The organism is Paenibacillus sp. LS1, assembly GCF_026013365.1.
In the GTDB taxonomy this organism is placed as follows: Bacteria; Bacillota; Bacilli; order Paenibacillales; family Paenibacillaceae; genus Paenibacillus.
Map to the genome: position 1 here is coordinate 1,135,910 of NZ_JAPDOE010000001.1, position 25,366 is coordinate 1,161,275.

Genomic DNA, 25,366 nt, shown 5'->3' on the forward strand with positions numbered 1-25,366 from the left:
CATGCATTGTTAACTTATTTGAATTTGCTGAGTTTGTCACCAAACAGTTCGCCGAGCGTAGTGCTCATACCTTGATTGTTCAAGGAAACGTTTGGATTGTTGATTTCTTCACGTGGAGCGTTGTTTCTTGCAGGTCTTTCTGATTTTTGTGGTTGAGCTGGAGCTTCTTCTGTTTCTTTGATGCTCAAGCTTACACGTTGCTCAGAAGGGTTCATGTCCAAGATTTTAACTTGAACTTCCTGTCCTTCTTTCAACACTTCATGAGGAGTGCCGATGTGTTTGTGGGAGATTTGCGAGATATGCACAAGTCCCTCAACACCAGGAGCGATTTCAACAAATGCACCGAAGTCTACCAGACGTTTTACAACACCTGTTACGATATCGCTGGAATTGAATTTTTCGCTAGCTGTTTCCCAAGGACCTGGTTGAACAGCTTTCATGCTCAGGCTGATTTTGCCTTTTTCAGGGTCAACTTTCAGCACTTTCACACTAACTTTATCGCCTTCAGACAGAACGTCGGATGGTTTTTCAACGTGTGTCCAAGCTAGCTCGGATACGTGAACCAAACCGTCAACTCCGCCCACATCAACAAATGCGCCGAATTGAGTCAAACGTTGTACTGTACCTTCGATGACTTGACCTTCTTGCAAACCAGCCATAACAGTCGCTTTGTTTGCTTCGAATTCTTGCTCCAGTACGTCTTTTTGGGAAAGGATCACTTTGTTGTTCTCACGGTCGATCTCTTTCACTTTAACACGCAGTGTGCGTCCTTTGTAGTCGCTGAAGTCTTCAACGAAATGGCGTTCAACCATGGAAGCCGGGATAAATCCACGCACGCCCACGTCTGCTACCAGACCGCCTTTAACAACGTCACCTACAACAACTTCGAATACGTCTTGGTCTTCAAAATGCTTTTGCAATTGATCCCATGCGTTTTCGCTGTCGATTGCACGTTTGGACAGAACGAGTTTTTCTTTCTCGTCGTCGATGCTAAGAACTTTAGCTTCAACTTCTTGTCCAACTTCTACTGCATCAGACGCGCTGTCAACATGCAATGAAGACAGTTCACGAATTGGAATGACACCGTCATATTTATATCCAATGCTCACATAGGCTTGGTTATCTTCCAATTTGACGATGGTTCCTTTTACGGTATCTCCTTTTTTCAAGGAAACGAATTGATCCAACTCATCTTGGGTTGCTTCTTGATTTTTCATTTCTTCCGACATGTCAAATACCCTCCTCAATTCAAAAACCCCATTATATTCAAACCTGCCTGTAGCAGAGTTCAAAACACTTTCATCACTGAGTACTACTACTTAGTCTCCCTCAAAAATATGGAAACATGCACTCAGCTACTGACGAAGCCATTACTTGCTAGGCACGCCCGTTTGCACCATTTCGTTAATCTTGGACATAATCTTCTCAGTCGCTTTCTCCAGAGCTTCTCCAGATGGGTCTTCCTTGAACTCGTCCAAACTTACGGGTGCTCCGTATACAACTTTCATCTTACGAAAAACCTTGTAGTTACCGATAATAGCAGTAGGAATAACTGTAGCGCCACTGCGGAGAGCAAAACTCGCTGCTCCTTTTTTGCCGATACCTCCATCATTATGACGGCTTCCCGAGGGGAAGATTCCGAGCACTTCACCATCACGCAAAATATTGAGTGAGGTCTTGATGGATTCCTTGCTGACACCTCCACGTTTAACGGGGAAAGCGCCCACGGCTTTAATAATTCGGCCGAGTACCGGAATTTCAAACAATTCGCTTTTGGCCATGAAGCGCACCTGACGGCGAATTTTGATACCAACAGTTGGAGGATCGAAGTTACTAATATGATTGGAACATAAAAGTACGCCGCCTTCTTTCGGAATATTCTCCCGTCCAACGGCCTCCAAGCGGAAAAGAATGGTGTAAATGATCCGCAGTAATGTGCTGCAAAATGTGTAAATCATAGACCGATCTCTCCTCTGACCATTGTGCAATAAGATACGATTTTGTCAACCACTTCATGGATGTTCATCTTAGTTGTATCAAGAACGATAGCATCCTCAGCACAACGAAGCGGGGAAATTTCCCGACTCTCATCCAATCTGTCACGGGTGGCAATGTCTCGCTCCAGTTGTTGCAACGTCAGTCCTTCAGAGGGGTCCAGTTCTTTGAAGCGGCGAAGCGCACGCTCTTCCACACTGGCAGTCATGAAGATTTTCACTTCCGCATCGGGCAATACTGTCGTTCCGATATCGCGTCCATCCATGACGACGCCCTTGCGCAAAGCCATTTGCCGCTGAGTATCCACTAATTGCGTACGCAGCCCCTCGATTTGCGCATATCGGGACACGATTCCCGTCACTTCACGGGAGCGGATTTCCGAGGTTACTTCTTCCCCATTACAGAACACTTTCTGTCCGTCGGGATCCGGTTGTAAATCAATGACCAGCTTTTGGGCTTCCTGAAGTACCTGTGTCACATCTTCCGGTGTAATACCTTTCCGAAGCATATGCAAGGTTACCGCACGGTACATTGCGCCTGTATCGACGTAGACATACGCGAGCGCTTCTGCAACCAATCGGGCCACCGTGCTTTTCCCGGCTCCGGCAGGTCCGTCAATTGCAACGTTCATTTTCCCGTTCTCTGATGTGTTCTGGCTTGCCAACGGGGCATTCCTCCTCAAACGATAAACCTCAATAAAAAAACAGGCATTGCCTGCATCGTGAAAATTATACCACACTCTACACATGGATGCAAAAACAGACAAATCAACGACGTTCGTGATCAATCATCGTTTGCACTTGAATTGGCGTTCCTTCCAGTCGATCAATAGTGGTCATATTCTTTTTGAAACCTGGTACCAACAACAGCAATTGATACACCACAAGCAAGATTAAAAGAGCTGTGATCAGAATCAGAACCCTCCGTTCCATTCGCCTGAAGAAAACATAGTAGAGCCGTTCATATCTGCGGGTTGCATGACGATGATTCATGACAGATCCTCCGTTTTTTCCATTACGGTACCCGCAGTTTGCTCTTTTTATGCCAAAACATTCCTATTTCGTACGGTAATCCAATTGACGTTCAAAACAAAATTTGATGATCTTCTGACGTTCCGAATCTGAAATCTGCACAAATTTCAACATGCACAGTAGTCTACCGGTTTCCAGTGTTTTGATCCGAACGACTTCAGCCTCAAAGTTCACATGTTCAATTGTTGAATTGCGATATGGAACAAGCAACCAGCATTTCAGCTTTTGGCCTTCAGCTATTGAAAATCCTGCTTCGCCATAGATGGACAATCCACCGCCACCAATATCTTCAGTCAATCCCACGGTACGGGTCAGATCTTCACTCTGGATGGCCATTTCAAGGTTTGCATGAACACGAAGAAAGCTGCGGCGTTGAATTTTGGATATCTCGTTTGGGAGCGGCTTTCGGATACGGACAAGACGGACCACATCCTCTTCAAATCCGGTGACATAGGTATTAAAATAATGCCGGACTCCATCCTCCGTAATATATGAAATGGACAATTCCTCGCCAAAAAAGAGCCTTTTCAGACGGCTGCTTCCCTGTTGCATCGGGACCTCAATCAGAAAACTGCTGTCATCCATATCTGCAATGCGTGATTTGTACTCTTTGTTTTCCTCTTTTTCATCTGCCGAAGCAATCTGGATGTATAAAATCTCATTTATTTTAGGAAACAATTGGTTCACCGCCACTTTATGTATTTATCTTCGTATGTACAAGGACTATTATACCATGACCTTTCTCACATTGAACAAGAAAAAAAACAGACCACATCGTGGTCTGCCGTAATTTTTTGTGCGATTGAAATTCAGAGAACACCAGCTGTTTATGAGGTTGCGTTGACCGGTTTGATCTCCTCAACCGCTTCTTCTATACCTGTATTTGCATTAATGTAAATCCGGTAACGGGAACCGTTGATTTTCCCTCCAAACTCATAACACAATACCTCTTTGCTGTAATCATTTTCAATCAGGGATTTGCGAACATAATTTTCTTCGAACTCCGAATTAAGCTTTTGCCGCGCCTGTTGCTCCGTAAGAGTTGCTTTCGGAATTTTGCGCATGTCATTATGTTCGTAGACAAAGTCACTCGCCTGGAAGCCAGTTACTTCCCCTGTATCCAATCCAACGCGAACAGACATTTTTTCAGGATATATCAAGGTGTCCCCTTGCTTGCGCACATAAGTAAGGTTCCCCAAGTTACCATACTCATCGTAGTTTACAGCCTTCATATCCTTATAGCCTTTATTCATTAGAAACTGATCTGCTTTAGCCATGGCATTCTGACGAGATACTTTTTTGGTTCCAATCGGACGTGTATCACTGTAAGAGATCAGCATTCCGCCATTACGGGTGAAATCCATCATCAGTTTGCCATTCTTGGCATGATCAATCGTGGCCGTGTAGGACTCCCAGTCTGTTCCTTTACCGTTCTCCTGCACTTGGATTTTGCTATTGTCCGCATCAGAGAATTTCGCAGCCTTGCTCTGAATCTGTTCTTTGGTCACCGGCAAGCCGTCCAGTTTTTTGACTGATCGTTTTGCATAAATATTAGATACGGAAGGACCCCAATCAAGCTCCGGGTATTCCTGCACCTTTTTGTTTACGGTACGAAATCCATCGACGATTGTGTTGTCCATCGTTTGCTCTTGCGTTGCCATAGCAGTCTCCGCATCCATCCAGCGTAAACGGTCTGTGAGGACTTTCTGCTGCACATCCTGCAGATTCTTGGTAATCTCGGATGAATTCTGATACAGCTTTTTCAGGTTACCCATTTCTTTCTCACTTAGCGGTTCGTTCGTCAAGTCACGCATCGACGCCCGATAGGCAAAGTTGGAAATACGCGAGAGAAACTCTTCTGTCTCGTTAAATGGCAGCATGGTGAGTGGCAGTTGGTTGATCTCATTCTGAGCTTCACTGGTGAGTCGCCATACATTCATCAAACCTTTGCGATGCATCCCCTGTGATGTGGAGTGAACCGCCAAAGTGTTACCAATCTCCGAATGTAATTTGTCCATATGAAAAGATAAATCGTGAAAGGCACGCTGATATTGATTTTCTGCCTTGATCAGTATTGCATTCTTCTCCTGATTCTCCTGATAGCCCCATACGAGCGCACCGACCAGCAGGACCGCAAATATCGGAAACATAACTGAACTTAATCGTTTATACATAAGTAAAGTCTCCTTTCTTCTAAAAACCACTACCTCTATTGTGGATCGAAGAAAGATCTCTTATGCATGCGATTTCCAGTCCTTACACAAGCAGGCTGCTAAAGCACCGTTTGGGTACTACTTTTAATTCAATTGAACCCCGGTTGCCATGCCTTCCTCTTCGATTTCGAATTGGTCCCTGTTATCACAGAGGCACTGCTTGAATCCCGTCTCAATCCGGCCACGCTCTTTCTTGCCTCGTAATGTAAAACGTTCACCGCATTGCTTGCATCTGATTTTAATTTTAATTCTCATCACAACGATCCCCGTTTCTGTTGGTCATTCCCCGGGAGTTTTTTTCGCAAAAAAAATAAAAACACACCAGGGCCGCAGGCGCAATATGCGCTTCATGTCCACCAGTGTGTCCGTATTTTTATAATTTAACCTCTTCCTCCCGCTTCACAAAACGAAAAGGAGAACGGTTATTGGCGCGTGTGATTTTACCCATTGCCCCATACCATAGGCCCGCCATTAGTGGCGCTATAAACCACAACCAATGATTTACCATGGTATTCATGATGACATCGTACAATGCATGCCAGAAAAAAGGTAACACGAGAGAAAGAACCAGGTACCACCGCTTTTTCTTGCCACCGATAAACTTGGCCTTGCCCATGTAGTACCCCATAATTACCGCAAACATGGCATGCCCTGAAACAGGGAGCAGTGCCCGGAGGAACATGGCTGAGACGGATGCATTCCCCGCAAAGGCATACAACACATTCTCCACAGTGGCAAATCCAAGTGAAACAGCAACTGCATATAAGATTCCGTCATACGGCTCATCAAATTCGGTGTGATTATAGATGATATGATAAAGCACGAACCATTTGACGAATTCTTCCACACCACCTGAGATCAGAATAGCCTCAAGATAAGGATTATCCCCGAGCCACATCATCATGCCACGCTGAATAATCATCACAGGCAGTACCATCAGAATCCCCATGAGGAAAACCCGCAATACCATATGAAGTGGCTCATAATCATAACGGTCTTTCAGGTAAAAGTATGTTAACAAGGCGAGACCCGGGGCAACTGCTGCCGCTAAGACCGAAAACAAAAGCACCGAAATTCCCTCCTCTGACTAAAGACGCGATTACAACTAGAGATTAATCCTGGCGTTTGAAGTGGGTGCAGATAACATCAATCGCTTGTTCAGAAATAATAACCTTACCATACTCTTCCATAACTGCTGGAGTAACGGAAGAACCTTCACCAAATTCAGCAAGCAAGGCAATCAATGCCGCATGTTTGGTGGAATCCACCTCGTCTGGTTCCAAATGCAAGAACCACTTGTCTTTATAAGAATAAAGTCTCCCAGCATCCGTAACATGCTGACGCAACATATGTGCAGCTTCAATGAGCACTTCAAAGTCCTTGAACGCATAAACGATGGAATCGCTTTGCTCGAGTGTAACTTCCATTTCATATACTTCTTCAGGAAGATCATCTTCATGACCTGAACCATATTGTTGCGGATCATATTTTCCACGGGTGACAATGACAACCATCCCTTGAGCGGGAAGTGCGAATACTTCGACAGCAAGTGGACCAGTGGCATCAAATCCAAGTTCGGAATAGGCCTGATCCATCATTTCAGTGAACAGTTCATGAACCTTAGGTATTTCCTGCCACATATCTTCTTTTTGTATTCCGCGCTCGCTCAGATCGTCAAAGGTCAGGAAAATCCGTATCTTATCGTGACTTAGTCGTTCTATTTTCATACAGGATCTCCCCTTTATAAGCAAGTCTTATAACAGATTATGAAGCACAAAACAATATGTGCTGAAAATAAATCTATGTAGTTATGTTATCATTTTATACCTCTAAATGCACGAAGTAAAATCGACAAAAAAAGAATCATTCCACAGCAAATCAATACTGTGGATGATTCTAATTGGAGGTTTTGGTTTATAAACCCGGTACTGTTGTGTTTGTTTGAGTTAAAATTTGCTCCACTTCATGCTTCACATCCGGATTCGTCTTAATAAAATCCTTGAGCATGCTCATGTTCGCTTCTTTTTCCTGCGGAGTGATTGTGCTTGCGCTTTTTGCTGCTGGGTTTTTGTGTGATTCACCATGTTGATTTTGCTTGCTGGTGAACCCATCCATACCCGGGAAAGTCATCTCCATCATCTTATGTTTTGCCTGATCCATCATGTTTCGAGATGAACCCGAAGACAGCATGGGCAATCTGCCTTTGGACAGCCACGAGCTGGCTGCAACGCCAATTACAATGCCCCAAAAAAAGGATGACGCCTTCATTACACCAACCTCCTTTAAGTGTTAAAATCACATGTAGTGTTTGCGGGAGTGAGCGATCTCATTCCGTATAAATACAGGAAAGCGAGTTGAAATCATGTTCAGACATACCGCCGCATTGATTATAGCTGCAAGTTTGCTGCTATCAGCCTGTGGGGCAGCGGAAGAAAAAACATCAGAAAATTCCGCACCAGCGAGCGAACCCACTACCACAATTCAAGAAGAGCAAAGTGATTCTTACTTAACTGAAACAGGAGAACCCGGAACGGGCGTGACCAAGCCTTCAACGGGGGAATCAACTGCGCCAGAAGAAGAACCTGAACCTGCGGAGCAGGGTTCTGCAGAAGAGAAAGTGGAACAAACGTATCATATGAATGAAAATTATTATATTAAACCGAACGATGACACGAGCCCGAGCAAAGTGGTCTTGTTAACTTTTGATGATGGACCCAAAGAAGAAAAAATGATTACTTCACTAATCGACACTTTAGATAAACATAACGCTAAAGCGATATTTTTCGTCAATGGATATCGGGTGAAAAGCCATCCAGAATTGCTCAAACTCATCCATGAACGGGGGCAGATTGTAGGCAATCATGCCTGGGATCATGAGGATCTCAAAAAAATGTCTAACGCTGAGGCGGCAAAACAGGTTACAGACGTCCAGAAAATAGTGAAGGACACCATCGGGGAAGAACCGCAATTCTTCCGCCCCCCTTTTGGATCGGGTAATGATGCACTGAAGGCTACTGTGAAAAAAAATGGCATGTTATACATGACGTGGTCTAATGGTTCGCTTGATTGGGATAAAAGCACCAAAAACAAACCGGAAAAAGTCATTCAAAATGTACTGGACCAGTTAAATCCCGGAAGCAATATTTTGATGCACGAGTTGCCATGGACGGTTGAAGCATTGGATGAGTTGCTGACCAAGCTCGAAAAGAAAGGTTATTCCTTTGTCGATCCGCGTGCAATTGAATTGGAAGCTCGTTAATTCGTAATTTTGCGCATCAATATGAAACAGCCTTGATCCAATGGATCAAGGCTGTTTTTCTGTGAGTGCTTTTTCCGCGGGCACTCTTAACGTAATGATGTGCATCTCCGCAGGACAACCTAGTCGGAGAGGAAGATGATTGGTACCGTATCCTCTGCTAACCAGCATTTTGCCTTCTTGATGAACGTCCTCCGGACTGCGCTTCAGGGAGTACCACCCATTCGATATGGGACGATACGCTTTGCTCAGGAACACAGGTCCGAAAAAAGGTAATACCAATTGTCCGCCATGTGTATGGCCGCTCAAGATAAGATCTGCATTTTGCTCCAAGCGAAGGGCCTGTAAAGGATCATGAACGATGGCTATTTTGCAAAAATGGTCGCCGACCTGCTCTAACAATACATCTCCCTGTTTGGAACGATAGTCTATACCGATCAGGCTCACTCTGTCGTTGCCCCTACTCAGATATTCCACGCTATCCTGAAGGAGCTGAACGCCCGATTCCCGAAGGATTCGAGCAAGCTGAGCGGTACCAGCCCTCTTATCATGGTTTCCATACACGGTAAAAGAAGGAGCAATGTTCGATAAGAGTTTCATATTATGTCTAACTATGGACCATGAGATTCCTTTTTCCGCAACATCCCCACCGATCAGAACCCAGTCCACCTTGTTTTTATAATTTTCCAGATCCTTCTGTTTCAGCTTGCGCTTGTGCGTATCGGATACATACAAAATCATAGCCCCGTCAAAGGATGGTGGCAGATGAGGAACTTCAACCTCTTCTTCAATCACTTGATGAACATGGGCTTCACGCCACATATGAAAAAATAGTACAACTCCCATCAAAATGATTAAACCTGCGATGAATAGCATTACCACGGCAATGGAAGGAACGTATTCAGAGCGGGTGCCCCTTTTACCCCCCACCAAACCAGACTAATCGTTAACATGACAAAAATAAAAATGAGTGAATTGACAAACCTCTTGCTCAATTTTAACCGACGTGAAGGATGTAATTCTGTCCGTGTAGGAAGCGAACCCGCTTCGGGGATCGATTCTTCCGTTGTTTTTGGCGTTTTTTTGGAGCGTGATGGTGCTCTCTGTGGTAATACTGGACTTTCCAGCGTTTCTGTATAGGGCTTTCGCTGTGATCTAGGTATGGAAACGGAAGTTATTGGTGTGATTCCCCCAACTTCAGCAGCCGCTGCCGTTTCAGCAACCAGGCTTACTTGAGAAGCCACCTGACGCTCGGATGTCTCTTTTTTATCCGATTGACGATGGCGCTGACTGCCATATGTCTTCATTCTGCTTAATGGCTGATTCATGATCCCCTCCGAAAACGTATCGCTAATCCAGACACCAAATCAATTATAAAGTGACATAATATAGGCGCCCATAATGTGCCGGATTGCATGTAAATCCAACCCAATCCATAACTTGAGACAAACACCCATCCTGTTGGAATCCAGTGCCGCAAATAACGAATGTGGATAACTGCAAATAAAATACTCGTCCAGTAAGGACCGATGGCATGTTGAATGGCTCCACGGAATAATAATTCCTCACATACAGCTACAATGGCTGCTATACATACAATGTGCCAGATCGGACGCCCACGGAACAACATCTCATTAATTCCACCGTCATCCATGCTTTCCTGAGGTATAACATACGACAGTACCAAGTCCATAACAAGCATTACGCCAGCAAGACCAAGACCCCACCATATAAATTGGTAATTGTCGGGCCATGCGAGTACATCTAACAAGTTTCGTTTCTGTAGTAAAATCCATACAACCCCGATTATCAGTGTCAGACCTTGTGTAAAGTATAGATTGATTAAAAGCAAACGCTCTGTAAGCTGCTGTGGCTCAGCCTTCTGAATCTTGAACTTGGGAAACTTGAATTTTTTCATCGGATGCGTCTGTCCTCTTGAGTTAAATTTGATGGATAACAATTACGTTGTCCAATCGGATAGTATACTAAATGATAGCCAAAAAACCAATTAGGTTCAAGGCCTGCCCCAAGTCCTGGTTATATGTCCGTGCCATTACTTCATTAAAGCAGTAAAATTCAGTTCACCAAACAGCTTACTTTCCATCTTCTTGTCATAGGTCTATTAACTATTGTATTACTTATGGTGACTCTGTTTATGTGTGAATCTAAAGACATCTGCAAAACATTTTAAAACATTTAAGCCTATTGACATGCTCATGTCAGCCATGATACATTATGAAAAAATTAGTCACGTTAAACACGATGATGGAAAAAAGACGTTGCTTCGTCTTCCAGAGAGCCGATGGTAGGTGTGAATCGGTGGCAGGCAAATGGTCTTGAGCGCTCCTGAGTTATTGCATTGAAATTGGAGTAGGTGCAATCGGTTTAGACCCGTTATCCTCTTCGGTCTTCATTGACCGCTAAGACTGTCGTTGCGAAACGGCGGTGAATTAGGGTGGTACCACGACAACTCTCGTCCCTTATTGCGCAAGCAGTATGTGGATTGAGAGTTTTTTGATTTATTTTAAAGGATATCTGTGGGATCACTCTTTTTGCTTCACCTTCCCCCTCTGCTGCGACACCGCGTTGTTGGGCGGAAGAATTAACCTGGTTTTAAGGAATACCTCTTCGCAGAGGTCAGACCTTGACGATATAGATACACATACCTAAGGAGGAAGAAACCATGTACAAAGTGTTAGTGTCGGACCCAATCAGTGATCTGGGGATCCAGCAACTGGTGGATGCAAATGATGTTGTTGTTGAGAAGAAAACCGGTCTTAGTGAAGATGAACTTGTTGCCATTATTGGTGATTATGATGCCCTCTTGGTTCGCAGCCAGACTCGTGTTACAGATCGTATTATGACGGCTGGTGCCAACCTTAAGGTGATCGGACGTGCAGGCGTTGGTGTAGATAACATCGATCTGGAAGCTGCTACACAGCGTGGTATCATCGTTATTAACGCACCTGATGGCAATACCATCACAACCTGTGAGCACACGTTTGCCATGATGATGGCTCTGGCACGACACATTCCTCAGGCATATGCCAAAACCATTCAAGGTACGTGGGATCGTAAAACCTTCCTGGGTGTGGAATTAAGAAATAAAACGCTAGGTGTACTGGGCATGGGACGGATCGGTAGTGAAGTTGCCAAGCGCGCCAAAGCATTCGGAATGGACATTCTTGCTTACGACCCGTTCCTCACGGAGGAGCGTGCCGAGAAGCTGCAAGTGAAGCTGGCTAGTGTAGATGATATCATTCGCAATGCGGACTTCATGACCGTTCACACGCCATTAACACCGGAAACACGGCACATGATTTCACGTCCACAATTCGAAGTTATGAAAAAAGGCATGCGTATCATCAACTGTGCCCGTGGTGGAGTAGTTGACGAGATGGCACTTGTGGAAGCAATTGACGAAGGCATTGTTGCTGGAGCAGCATTTGACGTATTTGAAAGTGAACCACCTGCTCAGGACCATCCATTCCTGAATCACCCTAGCATTATTGTCACACCTCACCTTGGTGCATCCACTGTTGAGGCACAAGAAAACGTAGCGATTGACGTTTCTGAACAAGTTCTTCACATTCTGCGCAATGAACCGTTCAAGAACGCAGTTAACATGCCGGCTGTTGCACCAACTGTTATGAACAAATTGCAGCCTTATTTCAAACTGGGTGAAACGTTGGGTAGTTTTGCAGCACAGATTACACAAAATGCTGTGCAGGAGATTCGGATCGACTACGCTGGTGAGCTTTCTGAAGTAGATACATCTCCTCTCACTCGTTACATTGTAAAGGGTATCCTGGCAAGACATTTGGGTGGGGAAGCCAACATCGTCAACTCCATGCATTTGGCCAAAATCCGTGATTTGAATGTGGTTGTAAGCCAAACCTCTGCAACCAAAGGATTTACTAACCTGATTACCGTAACCTTGGTTACAACTCAGGATGCTGAGGAACGCCGTGTAGCAGGTACATTGCTTGCAGGTTACGGAGAACGTATTGTTCGCCTGGACAAATTCCCGGTAGATATCGCTCCGGAAAGTCATCAAATCTTGATTTCCCATAACGATAAACCAGGTATTATCGGACGTGTAGGAACTCTGCTTGGACAAAATGAGGTCAACATCGCATCCATGCAAGTGGGTCGGAAAATCATTGGTGGTGCTGCCATCATGATCCTGACCGTGGATAAAGCCGTTCCCAAAGATGTTCTTGTTCAGCTCGCTGCCCTTCCAGAAATTAATACAGCCGTTGAAATCGTGTTGGAATAGTTGCTTATCATTCAGTAAAATTCAAAAGAGACGAACCCCAAAGGGTCCGTCTCTTTTTTTCGTAGTTAGCTCAAGCGGATAATGTTGAGTGTCGCACCTGGTGGTGATAGAACAGCTGTGGCCACTAGGCCGAACAATTGAAGCTGAATGGTCGAACCCGCTGTGGCAGTGATAATAAAGTCGGTTGCCAATTGGCTTAAAGAGAGCACTGGTGAGATTACACTCGCCGGTACTACAGCTCCATTAAGCAATATCCGTGATTGTACGGCGATTGCTGCTGTCAGATTAACTTTATAACTGATATAGTATCTGCCTGCTGTAGCAAGAGTGAAGGTATCATTCCCTCCATTTACCGTAATACCTGTTCCAATGTTCTGGTTTGCAGGAAGAGCAACGACTGTTCCGCCCAAAATAACAAGGATGGTACCATTCGTATTCTCTGCGTAGGAAGAAGCTGCAGTGACAGAGGTTCCTGTCACGCCCGTTGCACCTGTTATACCCGTCTCACCCGTAATACCAGTTGCTCCGGTACTTCCGGTTACGCTGACTCCGGTTGCTCCCGTCGTACCTGTGGCCCCTGCTCCTCCAGTCGCACCAGTTGCTCCGGTACTTCCGGTTACGCCGACTCCGGTTGCTCCCGTTATACCTGTGGCTCCTGTTCCTCCAGTTGCACCAGCAACTCCAGTACTTCCCGTTATGCCAACACCGGTTGCTCCCGTTATACCTGTGGCTCCTGTTCCACCAGTCGCACCAGCAACTCCAGTACTTCCCGTTATGCCAACACCGGTTGCTCCCGTTATACCTGTAGCTCCTGTTCCTCCAGTCACACCAGTAACTCCAGCAATTCCGGTTATACCAAGACCGGTCGCTCCCGTTATACCTGTGGCTCCCGTAACCCCAGTGGTCCCTGCTAATCCCGTACTTCCTGTTACGCTGATTCCCGTAGCTCCCGTAATTCCAGTTAATCCTGTTACCCCAGTTGCACCTGTTCCTCCAGTGGCCCCTGCTAATCCCGTACTTCCTGTTACGCTGATTCCCGTAGCTCCCGTAATTCCGGTTGCACCGGTCAATCCTGCGATCCCAGTTGCACCTGTTCCTCCAGTGGCCCCTGCTAATCCCGTACTTCCTGTTACGCTGATTCCCGTAGCTCCCGTAATTCCGGTTGCTCCGGTCAATCCTGTGATCCCAGTTGCACCTGTTTCTCCAGTAGCCCCTGCTAATCCCGTACTTCCTGTTACGCTGATTCCCGTGGCTCCCGTGACACCTGTTGCTCCTACTCCTGCTATTAATGTGTAGTCTGGTGAGGTGCCTGGTGTTCCCGTCGGCGATGCCACATTGGCAATATACGTACTTCCATTGAACGTCACGACCTGACCCGCTGGATATGTCGGAGCTACCGCTGGATCGAATGGTACAACTCCCGTAAGACCTGCACCCGTTACGCCCGTGGCTCCAGTATTACCCGTCACCCCGACACCAGTTGCCCCTGTTGCTCCTACACCCGCAATTAATGTGTAGTCTGGTGAGGTGCCTGGTGTTCCCGTCGGGGATGCCACATTCGCAATATATGTGCTGCCATTAAACGTCACGACCTGACCCGCTGGATACGTCGGGGCTACCGCTGGATCAAACGGTACAACTCCTGTTAAACCCACACCCGTTGCCCCTGTTACGCCAGGTGTTCCTGTCGCCCCCGTACTTCCCGTTACTCCAACTCCGGTTGCACCCGTGACACCTGTTGCTCCTGCTCCTGCAATTAACGTATAGTCTGGTGAGCTGCCTGGTGTTCCCGTCGGGGATGCCACATTTGCAATATACGTACTTCCATTGAACGTTACGACTTGACCCGCCGGATACGTTGGAGCTACGGCTGGATCGAATGGTACAACTCCCGTAAGACCTGCACCCGTTACGCCCGTGGCTCCAGTATTACCCGTCACCCCGACACCAGTTGCCCCTGTTGCTCCTACACCCGCTATTAATGTGTAGTCTGGTGAGGTACCTGGTGTGCCTGTCGGCGATGCCACATTCGCAATATATGTGCTGCCATTAAACGTCACGACCTGACCCGCTGGATACGTCGGGGCTACCGCTGGATCAAACGGCACAACTCCTGTTAAACCCGCACCAGTTACGCCCGTTGCCCCTGTTGCGCCAGGTGTTCCTGTCGCCCCCGTATTTCCCGTTATTCCAACTCCGGTTGCTCCCGTGACACCTGTTGCTCCTACTCCTGCTATTAATGTGTAGTCTGGTGAGGTACCTGGTGTGCCTGTCGGCGATGCCACATTCGCAATATATGTGCTGCCATTAAACGTTACGACCTGACCCGCTGGATACGTCGGGGCTACCGCTGGATCAAACGGCAAAATTCCTGTGAGTCCTGCACCAGTTACACCCGTTGCCCCTGTTACTCCAGGTGTTCCTGTCGCCCCCGTATTTCCCGTTATTCCAACTCCGGTTGCTCCCGTGACACCTGTTGCTCCTACTCCTGCAATCAACGTATAGTCTGGTGAGATGCCTGGTGTTCCTGTCGGCGATGCCACATTTGCAATATACGTACTACCGTTGAACGTCACGACCTGACCCGCTGGATATGTCGGAGCTACCGCTGGATCGAATGGTACAACTCCCGTGAGTCCTACACCCGTGACACCCGTCGCTCCGGTGCTTCCTGTCACTCCAACTCCCGTTGCACCTGTAACCCCCGTTGCTCCTGCTCCTGCAATCAACGTGTAATCCGATGACGTACCTGGCGTTCCCGTTGGTGATGCTACATTCGCAATATACGTACTGCCGTTGAACGTCACGACCTGACCCGCTGGATACGTCGGAGCTACGGCTGGATCGAATGGCACTATGCCACTTAAACCTACGCCTGTGGCTCCCGTTGCACCTGATCCCCCTGTGGCTCCTGTAGAACCTGCACCTGCAAGCAGTGTATAATCCGTCGAGGTGCCTGGTGTACCTGATGGTGATGCCACATTGGTAATATACGTGCTTCCATTAAAGGTAACGACCTGACCGGCTGGATACGTTGGAGCTACTGCCGGGTCAAACGGCACAACACCATTTAAGCCAATGCCTGTGGCTCCTGTAACACCCGTCGCTCCTGCTCCAGCTATCAACGTGTAATCCGGAGAAGTTCCCGGCGTTCCCGTTGGTGATGCGACATTCGCAATATACGTACTGCCGTTGAACGTTACGACTTGACCCGCTGGATACGTCGGAGCTACGGCTGGATCGAATGGCACTATGCCACTTAAACCTACGCCTGTGGCTCCCGTTGCACCTGACGCTCCTGTGGCTCCTGTAGGACCTGCACCTGCAAGCAACGTGTAGTCCGGCGAGGTGCCAGGTGTTCCTGTAGGGGAAGCCACATTGGTTATATACGTACTACCGTTAAATGTCACAACCTGACCGGCTGGATACGTTGGAGCTACTGCCGGGTCAAACGGCACAACACCATTTAAGCCAATGCCTGTGGCTCCTGTAACTCCCGTTGCTCCCGCTCCGGCAAGCAACGTGTAATCCGGCGAGGTGCCCGGTGTTCCCGTCGGTGACGCTACATTCGCAATATACGTACTGCCGTTGAATGTTACGACTTGACCCGCTGGGTACGTTGGTGCTACGGCTGGATCAAACGGTACAATTCCACTCAATCCGGCACCAGTAGCTCCAGTGCTTCCCGTTGCCCCCGTTCCGGTTGCACCTGTGACTCCCGTGGCTCCTGCACCAGCAAGTAATGTATAATCGGGCGATGTGCCCGGCGTACCTGTTGGTGATGCTACATTAGCGACATAAGTACTGCCGTTAAACGTCACAACTTGACCTGCTGGATAAGTTGGGGCTACGGCTGGGTCAAACGGTACAATTCCGCTTAAACCTACGCCTGTCGCTCCCGTTACACCTGATACACCTGTGGATCCTGTAGGTCCTGCACCAGCAAGCAGTGTATAATCCGGCGAAGTACCTGGAGTACCCGTAGGAGAAGCCACATTGGTTATATACGTACTGCCATTAAAGGTGACGACCTGACCGACCGGATACGTTGGAGCTACTGCAGGATCAAACGGAACTGCACCATTGAGGCCGATGCCAGTAGCTCCGGTCGCACCTGTGACTCCCGATCCTGCCAGTAAAGTATAGTCTGGCGAACTGCCTGGCGTACCTGTTGGCGATGCGACATTCGTAATGTAGGTACTGCCACCAAACGTGACGATCTGACCCGCCGGATAGGTTGGTGCTAATGCCGGATCGAACGGCACGATGCCACTTAATCCTACACCTGTGGCTCCTGTTGCCCCAGTCGTTCCTGCACCTGTAGCTCCCGCAGCCGCAATTAGCGTGTAGTCCGGTGAGCTTCCTGGAACTCCTCCAGGGCTTGCAACATTCGTAATATAAGTACTACCGTTATACGTAACGACTTGACCTGCTGGATATGTCGGGGACTGAGCTGGATCAAAAGAAGTTATTCCAGTTAAGCCTACACCGGTTGCACCGGTTGCACCTATGGCTCCCGCAGCCGCAATTAATGTGTAATCCGATGAGGTACCCGGTGTTCCTAATGGACCAGCTACACTTGTAATGTAAGTACTACCGTTATACGTGATTACTTGACCTGCAGGATAACCCGGCGCGAGCGCTGGATCAAATGCTAAGGCTCCAGTCAAACCAGCTCCGGTTGCCCCCGTTGCTCCAGTTGTTCCACCCGACAACAAAAGAATGTAGTCTGGGGAACTTCCGGGTGTACCTAAGGGACCATTTACATTGGCAACATAAAGACTGCCCTCATAGCTAACGACCTGACCCTGAGCATAGGTCGGTCCAAGTGCAGGATCATATTCAGTAATATTGTTCAAACCTACACCAGGTGCTCCAGCTGGACCCTGCGCTCCCTGTGGGCCAACTGGCCCCACTGGTCCTACTGGTCCAATTCCTCCTGCTGGTCCCGCAGGCCCTTTCACCCCAGGCACGCCTGGTACACCCGGTACGCCCGGAACTCCTGGGACACCTGGAACTCCTGGGACCCCTGGTGGACCAGCGGGTCCGGTAATACCCCCGGTTCCGAAAGTCGTCGTTGCCCGACTTAAGGATACAGATATCGAACGGATTAACCCCACAAGTTTATCTTTTTCTGCAGGTGGCACTTCCAGAAGTAAAGTAACACTTAACAAATCATCCAGTAAGTTTTGCAAGTTACCTGCGAGATTAATTAGAGGAACAGGGACAACCTCTGACCCTGCAATCGTTAATTCCAGTACGGCTTGCAATTCTGCTTTTACCCCGGCACGAAATCCGGAATGATTTACAAAAGTAAGCAACTGGCGCAGTCCATTCTGCAAAGCCAGTATATTGGCTGAAGTCGGCTGACTAACTGCAGCAGGAATCGTCACAGCCAGAGAACGCAGTATGGATTCAAACTGCTCCAGTTCACTAGATGTTATGGGAATAAACGGAGATCCCGCTCTGAAAGATCTGCCTTCCAGAAATGCTTTAATATTGACCCTTTTTCGATCATCGGACATGCTTAACTCAATCCTCCTCTAACTTGCTTGTTTTTCAAGCTTATGTAACATAGGGAGGAAAATTATCTTGGACACTCTTTTTAATCAAAATAAAACAATGATTCATGTTCCACGTTGAACAAGATTAAACGGTACTCTTCAACAAAAAAACACCCTCCATAAGAGGGTGTTCTCGCACTTTTTGTATGAAATCGGGCTATTTCGATGAATCCACAGGAAATTGTAAAATAAACTCCGTACCTTCGCCCAGTACACTATTCACATTAATGATGCCTTGATGGGCATCCACAATATTTTTCACAATCGCTAAACCGAGTCCTGTGCCTACACTTTCACCCCGAACGCGTGCTTTGTCTGCTTTGTAGAATCGTTCGAAAATAAAAGGTAAGTCAGATGAAGGGATGCCTACACCCTGATCCTTCACAGATACTCTAGCAAACGGAGCGCGAAGATGTGTGACCAGCTCGGCAGAAATCATTACATTTTTGCCAGTAGGCGTATGCCTGAACGCATTGTCCAGCAAATTCGTAAATACCTGTTCCAGTCGATCCTCATCTGCCTGTTGAAGTTCAATGGTCGGCTGTTTGCATTCAAACTGCAGTTGGATTCCTTGTTCTTTCGAGCGCACCGAGAATTTTCGATATACACGTTCCAGAAGTTCTCCGAGGTCAACTTCCTTCATCACCATGTCCGTGTGTCCAGCTTCCATCCGCGCAAGATCAAGCAAGTCTTTAACCAGTCTGCCCATCCGCAGGGACTCATCATGAATGACCTGAATAAGTTCTTCACTCTCTTCCGGTGAGGTTGCCATGCCGTCCAGAAGCGCTTCACTGTATCCTTGCATCATAGATAACGGGGTCCGTATTTCATGAGATACGTTAGCCACGAAATCACGCCGCATTTTCTCCAGCCGGACTTCTTCTGTTACGTCTCTCAAGACAGCCACAGCGCCTCTGACAACACTGTCAGCATACAACGGCGCCATCTGAACAGACCACACACCTTGCTGTACATGAACATTGGAGCTCTGATCCCCGCCTTGTTCCATCACTAGTCTGAACAAAGGAAGGAGAGGCTCTGGTACATCACGTGAAGACTTGCCGGACTGCTCGGCATCTTGTCCTTCATCCATCTGTGCCCAATCCAGGTCATACCAAGCCTGCATGATCTTCTCTCCTGGCGGATTCGTCAGAATAACTTTACCTTCACCATCAAAAGTAACCACCGCATCGGTCATGCTTCGAAGTACACTCGCCAAATGTTCTTTCTCATGGTTAAGGTTCCGAATGTTATCTTCCAGTTGGGCGGCCATATGATTAAATGTGTTAGCAAGTTCACCAATCTCATCACTTGTTACCAGGGAGAGACGTGTTCCATAATTCCCTTTACGAATCGCATTGGCTGCCTGAATCAATTGCTGCATGGGTTGCGTAATTTTGGTGAATAAAAACAATGCAAAAAACGTCGTTAAACTGAATCCGATAATACAGATATAGGTAAACAACCGCTTAATATCTCTAGATTCCGATTCTGCAAAGTTCGTATCAATGTAGGGCAGCAAAAAAAGACCCAGCGCTATAAGTACACAACCCACAAGGCAGATAATAGTGATCCATAACTTCCCGACCAGCGATCTCCAGAAATTAAAACTATTTCGGTACTTCCAGTTTATAACCCACACCCCACACCGTCGTAATCATGGCCGCCGATTCAGGCGATACCTTGTTAAGTTTCTCGCGAAGACGCTTCACGTGCGTATCCACGGTACGAAGATCACCAAAGAATTCGTAATTCCATACATCTTTGAGCAATTCTTCTCTGGAGAAAACTTTGTCTGGAGATGTTGCCAGGTAGTGCAGCAATTCATACTCTTTTGGTGTAAGACTAATCTCTTCGCCACCAGCCGTTACCCGGTGTGCATCATGCTCAATAACCAGGTGAGGGAATACAATGTTGTTACTCGAATTGCTCTCCTTGGAGAGATATGCCGTTGCAGAAGATCGACGCAAAATCGCTTTTACGCGATAAATCACTTCACGCGGGCTGAATGGTTTTACTACATAATCATCAGCACCAACCTCGAAGCCCTGAACCCGGTTAATCTCTTCACCTTTTGCAGTGAGCATCAAAACCGGCGTTGATTTTACCTGACGAAGGCGGGTACACACTTCAACTCCGTCCATACCCGGTAACATCACATCAAGCAAAATTAGCCCGTAGTCCCCTGCTGTTGCTTTACGCAGCGCAGTTTCTCCATCCTCGGCTTCATCAATTTCATAACCTTCTTTTTCAAGATACATTTTCAAAAGCCTGCGGATTCTCTCTTCGTCATCCACGACCAGTATTCGATTCTCATGTTCAGCCATGCCTCTCCAGCCCCTTTGCAATAACTCCTCATCACTTCTATTATGTTCGATCTGGCGAACAATATTTGAATACCCTTCAATAAACGGGTACATTTGTGTTTCCCGCTTCTAAACCAACCTTTGCAATACGAGTTGTCCTAGTCCGCTCCAGCGTAAGAATGTAATCCGGCAATGATCAGATTCACCCCAACCAGCGTAAACATAACGACCAGGAAGCCAAGAACTGCAAGCCATGCAGACTTTTGACCTTGCCAACCTCTGGATAAACGCAAATGCAGATACACACTATAATATAGCCATGTGATTAATGCCCACACCTCTTTGGGGTCCCAGCCCCAAAAGCGACTCCAGGCAATCTGAGCCCAGATCATGGCAAAGATTAATGCTCCCAGCGTAAATATCGGAAAACCAATGGCAATCGCGCGATAACTAATCTCATCCAGATCATCGGCATCAATTCCATCCATCATCGGCTGTAACGCTTGTCCGAGTGGTCTGCGCACAAGAAGTCGTACAATTCCATACAGGATCAGACCCACAATAAGTGACCAAACCACCGTATTAAGCTTTCGTCCGGCATTTACCCCATTCATCCAGGAAGGCGTCTCAAGTAAAGGTTTTTTCATGCCAAGAAACGGTGTCACGCTCTCCACTTCGCTATTATATGGTGCAAAAATCGGAGGCATGCGATAAATCACTTTCTCTATTGTACTATTTTCCTGTACCTCTGTGTCAATGCTGACCGTTTTCTGTACAAAAACCGTCTCGTAACCAGCGGCACGAAAGGCAAATACCGTACCAATAAATCCGATGACTACGACAATCGTAATCAGGGTGAATTCCACCCAACCACGCTGGCGTCTTGAAGACTTGTCTTTGCCACTGAAATCAACGGTACGGAGCAAATACATGAAACCTGCCGCAAAACCTACGGCGAAGAACGCTTCACCAAGCGCGGCCAACGTCACGTGAATTTTCAGCCAGATGGACTGAAGTGCCGGGATTAATGGTTGTACCTCCTGAGGAAATACAGCGGCATACGCCATAATAATGATAGTAAGTGGTAAAGCAAACAAACCAAGTAATGACTTGCGGTATATGGCATAAACAACAATAAATGCAACCATGATCATCATGGAGAGAAAAGACATGAACTCGTACATGTTACTAACCGGGATATGACCTGCCCCAGCCCATCGGGTTACAAAAAATACGATATGTGCCGCCAAGGCGACAGTCGAAGCGATAAAAGCTCTTTTCCCCCAACGATTCATATGGTCCAGAGGATCACGATTACTCCATTTTTTGCCCATTACCGCGACAGCATATAACAAGAATGCAGCACAATAGAGAAAGAAAGCTACGATAAATGCGTCGCTGCTGAAATCCAATAAATTCATGCTTGGTTCCCCCCGTTATCCAACGACTTCTCTTCCACTTCCAAATTCATCTGTTTTAAGACGGCCGCAACTTCACGCCTGAAGCCAAACCAGTTTTTGTTGGTATGTCCACCCAGGGTGAGCTGACTATCATCAAAACGAATCCATATGCGGCGATGATGCCAATAAAAACCCATGACCAGACCCAACATAACAATTCCGGCTCCTACCCACACAAAAGGCATTGCCTTATCCACACGTATATTGAGATAACTTACGGACTGAATAATATCGACCTTGTCCATGCTGTCTACTTCAAGTTGTAAAGGGATCTCAGCTCCAATCAGCTGTTGGTTAATCGCATCCTGTTGAAACCGTTGCTTATCAATCTGCTTCGCAAAATACAGATACTGTATCCCCTCTTCGGGCAGATCCGGTCCCTTGATGAGAAAGAGAAAAGCAGGGGCATTAGGTGAAGGCGATTTGGATTTAGGCTCACCATTCTCATCCAAACCAAAATCCATAAACTTTTCTTTCACCGTCAGATGATAAGGCCCTGCTTCAAAAGTTCTTTGGGTATCTACCATATCGATCTTAATTGCCCCGTATACTTCACCCGTCTTTGTATTGACCAGATCAGGCGTTACGGACCGAATGGTGGGTGTTAGATCATAATCAAACTGATATGCTTTCAGACCGTTATAATTCAATGGATGATTCACCCGCACATCATGTCTTGCCACCTCAGCTAACTGAGGTTTCTTCGAAAGATCCGAACAATCTGCTGTACATTCATACAAAACAACTTTCGTTTCGAACAGTTTCGGAACAGTCTTATTCAGGTTACGGAATTGCTCAGGCACTTCTTCCTCACTGTAGAATTCAACATTAAACTGTTCATTTTGCAGATACATCGACGTATTCGGGATCTTTTTGATCTCACCTTCAGGAAAAGCGACATGCTCATCCAGATTCAGCCCAGGAAGTCCTCGTGCAAGCACCGCCAGCAAAAATATAATGAGTCCGATATGGATGACATATGGGCCCCAGCGACTGAATCGCTGTTTCTCGGCGAGTAATGCATCACCCTGCGTGTGCACACGGTACCCTTTCTTTTTCAGCGGCGTAACCGCTTTCTTAATCCAGTCTTCTGGTGCCTCTTCAATGGAACCTTGGTACACCAGACGCTGTCTTGTCAAAAATTGCGTATGTTTGCGTATTTTCTGTTTATTCAGTGCTTTATAGAGCGGTAAGACGCGATCCAGACTGCATATCACCAATGATGCGCCAATCAGCACCAGTAGCAGAATAAACCACCAGGATTCGTATGTATGGGACAGACCCAACAGATAATAGATATGACCCAACTGACCGTATGTTTCTTTGTAATACACGGAAGGATCAATATTCAAGAATGTACTTTCTTGCGGATAGATCGTGCCAAGCATAGAGCCTACAAGCGTGAAGACAATCATATAGACGGCAATTTTGACGGATGAAAAAAAATTCCATATGCGGTCAATGATATTGGGATTACTGCGCTGTGAACGCCGCGCCATGCCATCATAGCGCATTTCCAGCACTTCATCTGATTTAGCTTCAGCCTCCAGCAGCGGTTTTCCACATGCTTCACATAGTACAGTGCCTACCGGATTTTGGTGTCCGCACTCACATTTGGTATTTTGGAACACGAATAGACCTCCTGTCAGGGCTGCTTCGCCAGTTGCGAAATTTGAGTGTCAAGCGTGTCCAAATCAAGTTGCCCGATATGAATGGTAGAGATTTTGCCCGTGTCGGATACAAAGAATGTCGTTGGCATCGGTGAAATCCCGAAATCACGAACCGAGTTTTTCTCCCGATCCAGCATGATTGGAAACGTAACTCCAACCTGCCGTACAAAATTATCCACGGTCATCTGATCTTCCCCAACATTAATCCCGACAAATTGTACTCCCTGGTCCTTCCATTTGTCAGCTTGCTCCTGAAGTGCAGGCATCTCTTTAACACAAGGTTCACACCATGTGCCCCAGAAATTGATTACCATCGCTTTTCCTTTGTACTCGTCAGACGTATGAACTTGACCATCCAGGCCCAGCAGTTCAAAAGAAGGAGACTTGTCCCCTTCCTTTGGCTTGCCATTCGAGCCGGATACCGATGTGGTAATCGCATATCCGCCCAACACCAGGATCAATAACAAAATGACGATTTGCACCGTTCTTCTTGATTTCCCCATGTGCTGCTCTCCTTTTAAATCAGCATTTTGCATAAATTGATTCTAAACGCTCCCGGGTACAAGACTTTAGACGAATAACACCATTTCGATCTAATTCTTGCCTATTGAAAGTCGCTCCGGGGATTTATGCAAAAAGCTTGAGTGACTCTAGCATTCGCATCTCATTGATCTAAGACAACTGTGAACATCCTATGAACAATTATAGCGAATTTCGTCACAAAACTGCGGCGGTTTTATGAAAATTTTGTGTCCTCACATTACCTTTTTTTCATTTTTTTGGCTGGTTCTGATTGTGCGAGGGTAATCAGGTTGTTGACTTCCTCTTTGGTCAGATTGCGTGTCAAACCACGTTTCAGGTTTTGTAGCAAAATACCACCAAACGAAATCCGTTTCAGTCGGGTTACCGGATGGTTAATCGACTCGAACATGCGTCTAACCTGACGGTTACGACCTTCATAGATCGTAATGGAGATCACCGACTCATTGGCCGCTGTATCCACATCTTTGTACTCCACCTCTGCAGGAGCAGTCATACCGTCATCCAACATAATGCCTGTCTTTAATTTCTCCAGAGCTGAACCATGCGGCACACCTTTGACCGTTGCATGATACGTTTTGGGTACGTGATGCTTCGGATGCGTCAACAAATGTGCAAACTCACCATCATTGGTCAGGATCAATAAGCCCTCTGTGTCATAATCCAGACGACCCACCGGGTATACACGTTCCTTGACACCTTTCAGGTAGTCGGACACAATTTTCCGCCCTTCCGGGTCAGATGCACTTGTAATTACGCCTTTTGGCTTGTTCAACATCAAGTACACTTTTTTCTCACTGCGAATCGGTTTTCCATTAACCGTAATCATATCCTCTTCGGGGTTCGCTTTCGTACCCAGTTCGGTTACGACCTCCCCGTTAACTTCTACTTTGCCGGACAGGATCAGTTCCTCGCTCTTGCGGCGGGATGCGATGCCTGCCTGTGCGATAATTTTTTGTAATCTTTCCATGTTTGTCATGTCACCTCACACTAATGATACCCATCACGCAGGGAAATCACAAGGATTATCCAAGGATTTTGTAAACTCGGGA

22 protein-coding genes and 1 other annotated feature are annotated in these 25,366 nt (G+C 46.8%); of the genes, 2 read left to right on the forward strand and 20 right to left on the reverse strand.

Going from position 1 to position 25,366, the window contains the following annotated elements:
• Positions 1–14 precede the first annotated feature (14 nt).
• From rpsA to OM416_RS04880, 10 genes are all read right to left on the reverse strand, one after another.
• Positions 15–1,229 carry a 30S ribosomal protein S1 gene (rpsA, locus tag OM416_RS04835; RefSeq protein WP_062835205.1) on the reverse strand — a complete coding sequence of 405 codons (1,215 nt, stop codon included), beginning with the start codon at positions 1,227–1,229 and terminating at the stop codon, positions 15–17.
• 141 nt (positions 1,230–1,370) lie between these two features.
• Complete coding sequence (locus tag OM416_RS04840) at positions 1,371–1,958, reverse strand: lysophospholipid acyltransferase family protein (RefSeq protein ID WP_062835206.1); 588 nt, start codon at positions 1,956–1,958, stop codon at positions 1,371–1,373.
• Positions 1,955–2,659 carry a (d)CMP kinase gene (gene cmk / locus OM416_RS04845; RefSeq protein ID WP_264927523.1) on the reverse strand — a complete coding sequence of 235 codons (705 nt, stop codon included), beginning with the start codon at positions 2,657–2,659 and terminating at the stop codon, positions 1,955–1,957. The genes OM416_RS04840 and cmk overlap by 4 nt, the downstream gene beginning before the upstream one ends.
• Before the next feature lie 103 nt (positions 2,660–2,762).
• Positions 2,763–2,987 (reverse strand): hypothetical protein, encoded by a 225-nt coding sequence (locus OM416_RS04850; protein WP_264927525.1) that lies wholly within the window; start codon positions 2,985–2,987, stop codon positions 2,763–2,765.
• 63 nt (positions 2,988–3,050) lie between these two features.
• The gene (locus OM416_RS04855; RefSeq protein ID WP_264927528.1) at positions 3,051–3,704 is read right to left on the reverse strand and encodes a flagellar brake protein; all 654 of its coding nucleotides are present in this window, start codon (positions 3,702–3,704) and stop codon (positions 3,051–3,053) included.
• Positions 3,705–3,853: 149 nt separating this feature from the next.
• On the reverse strand, positions 3,854–5,200 hold the full coding sequence (ypeB, locus tag OM416_RS04860; RefSeq protein WP_264927530.1) for a germination protein YpeB: 1,347 nt from the start codon (positions 5,198–5,200) through the stop codon (positions 3,854–3,856).
• Between the two features lie 123 nt (positions 5,201–5,323).
• Positions 5,324–5,494 (reverse strand): hypothetical protein, encoded by a 171-nt coding sequence (locus OM416_RS04865; protein ID WP_167350887.1) that lies wholly within the window; start codon positions 5,492–5,494, stop codon positions 5,324–5,326.
• Between the two features lie 118 nt (positions 5,495–5,612).
• The gene (gene prsW / locus OM416_RS04870) at positions 5,613–6,308 is read right to left on the reverse strand and encodes a glutamic-type intramembrane protease PrsW (protein WP_062835211.1); all 696 of its coding nucleotides are present in this window, start codon (positions 6,306–6,308) and stop codon (positions 5,613–5,615) included.
• A gap of 43 nt (positions 6,309–6,351) precedes the next feature.
• On the reverse strand, positions 6,352–6,966 hold the full coding sequence (locus OM416_RS04875) for a genetic competence negative regulator (protein ID WP_062835212.1): 615 nt from the start codon (positions 6,964–6,966) through the stop codon (positions 6,352–6,354).
• A 187-nt stretch (positions 6,967–7,153) separates the two neighbouring features.
• Positions 7,154–7,507: a hypothetical protein gene (locus OM416_RS04880; protein ID WP_264927534.1), complete on the reverse strand. Its 354-nt coding sequence runs from the start codon at positions 7,505–7,507 to the stop codon at positions 7,154–7,156.
• A 94-nt stretch (positions 7,508–7,601) separates the two neighbouring features.
• Between OM416_RS04880 and OM416_RS04885 the strand changes: the two genes are divergently transcribed.
• Positions 7,602–8,498 (forward strand): polysaccharide deacetylase family protein, encoded by an 897-nt coding sequence (locus OM416_RS04885; protein WP_264927536.1) that lies wholly within the window; start codon positions 7,602–7,604, stop codon positions 8,496–8,498.
• Between the two features lie 45 nt (positions 8,499–8,543).
• On the opposite strand, the gene OM416_RS04890 is transcribed toward OM416_RS04885, so the two are convergent.
• The 3 genes from OM416_RS04890 to OM416_RS04900 are packed head-to-tail and all read right to left on the reverse strand — an operon-like array spanning position 8,544 to position 10,413.
• Positions 8,544–9,341: a metallophosphoesterase gene (locus tag OM416_RS04890; RefSeq protein WP_264928812.1), complete on the reverse strand. Its 798-nt coding sequence runs from the start codon at positions 9,339–9,341 to the stop codon at positions 8,544–8,546.
• 29 nt (positions 9,342–9,370) lie between these two features.
• Complete coding sequence (locus OM416_RS04895) at positions 9,371–9,823, reverse strand: hypothetical protein (protein WP_062835216.1); 453 nt, start codon at positions 9,821–9,823, stop codon at positions 9,371–9,373.
• Complete coding sequence (locus OM416_RS04900; RefSeq protein ID WP_062835217.1) at positions 9,820–10,413, reverse strand: CPBP family intramembrane glutamic endopeptidase; 594 nt, start codon at positions 10,411–10,413, stop codon at positions 9,820–9,822. The genes OM416_RS04895 and OM416_RS04900 overlap by 4 nt, the downstream gene beginning before the upstream one ends.
• A 335-nt stretch (positions 10,414–10,748) precedes the next feature.
• Positions 10,749–10,979 (forward strand) — a binding site (T-box leader).
• Between the two features lie 199 nt (positions 10,980–11,178).
• Here OM416_RS04900 and serA point away from each other — a divergent pair.
• A complete protein-coding gene (serA, locus tag OM416_RS04905) occupies positions 11,179–12,774 on the forward strand; it encodes a phosphoglycerate dehydrogenase (protein ID WP_264927540.1) in 1,596 nt (531 codons plus the stop codon).
• Between the two features lie 65 nt (positions 12,775–12,839).
• Here the strand turns inward: serA and OM416_RS31800 are convergent, their stop codons facing one another.
• From OM416_RS31800 to OM416_RS04950, 7 genes are all read right to left on the reverse strand, one after another.
• On the reverse strand, positions 12,840–18,299 hold the full coding sequence (locus OM416_RS31800) for a BclA C-terminal domain-containing protein (protein WP_319951889.1): 5,460 nt from the start codon (positions 18,297–18,299) through the stop codon (positions 12,840–12,842).
• A gap of 196 nt (positions 18,300–18,495) precedes the next feature.
• The gene (locus tag OM416_RS04925) at positions 18,496–19,893 is read right to left on the reverse strand and encodes an ATP-binding protein (protein ID WP_319951901.1); all 1,398 of its coding nucleotides are present in this window, start codon (positions 19,891–19,893) and stop codon (positions 18,496–18,498) included.
• A gap of 55 nt (positions 19,894–19,948) precedes the next feature.
• Entirely contained in the window at positions 19,949–20,665 is a 717-nt protein-coding gene (locus tag OM416_RS04930) for a response regulator transcription factor (protein ID WP_017687664.1), read from the reverse strand.
• A gap of 137 nt (positions 20,666–20,802) precedes the next feature.
• Positions 20,803–22,065 carry a cytochrome c biogenesis protein CcsA gene (ccsA, locus tag OM416_RS04935; RefSeq protein ID WP_264927546.1) on the reverse strand — a complete coding sequence of 421 codons (1,263 nt, stop codon included), beginning with the start codon at positions 22,063–22,065 and terminating at the stop codon, positions 20,803–20,805.
• Positions 22,062–23,735, reverse strand: coding sequence for a cytochrome c biogenesis protein ResB (locus OM416_RS04940; RefSeq protein ID WP_264927548.1), 1,674 nt, complete (start codon positions 23,733–23,735; stop codon positions 22,062–22,064). Before OM416_RS04940 ends, ccsA begins: the two co-directional genes overlap by 4 nt.
• 14 nt (positions 23,736–23,749) lie before the next feature.
• Entirely contained in the window at positions 23,750–24,277 is a 528-nt protein-coding gene (locus tag OM416_RS04945) for a redoxin family protein (protein ID WP_264927549.1), read from the reverse strand.
• A gap of 257 nt (positions 24,278–24,534) precedes the next feature.
• Positions 24,535–25,284: a pseudouridine synthase gene (locus OM416_RS04950; protein WP_264927551.1), complete on the reverse strand. Its 750-nt coding sequence runs from the start codon at positions 25,282–25,284 to the stop codon at positions 24,535–24,537.
• Positions 25,285–25,366: the final 82 nt, after the last annotated feature.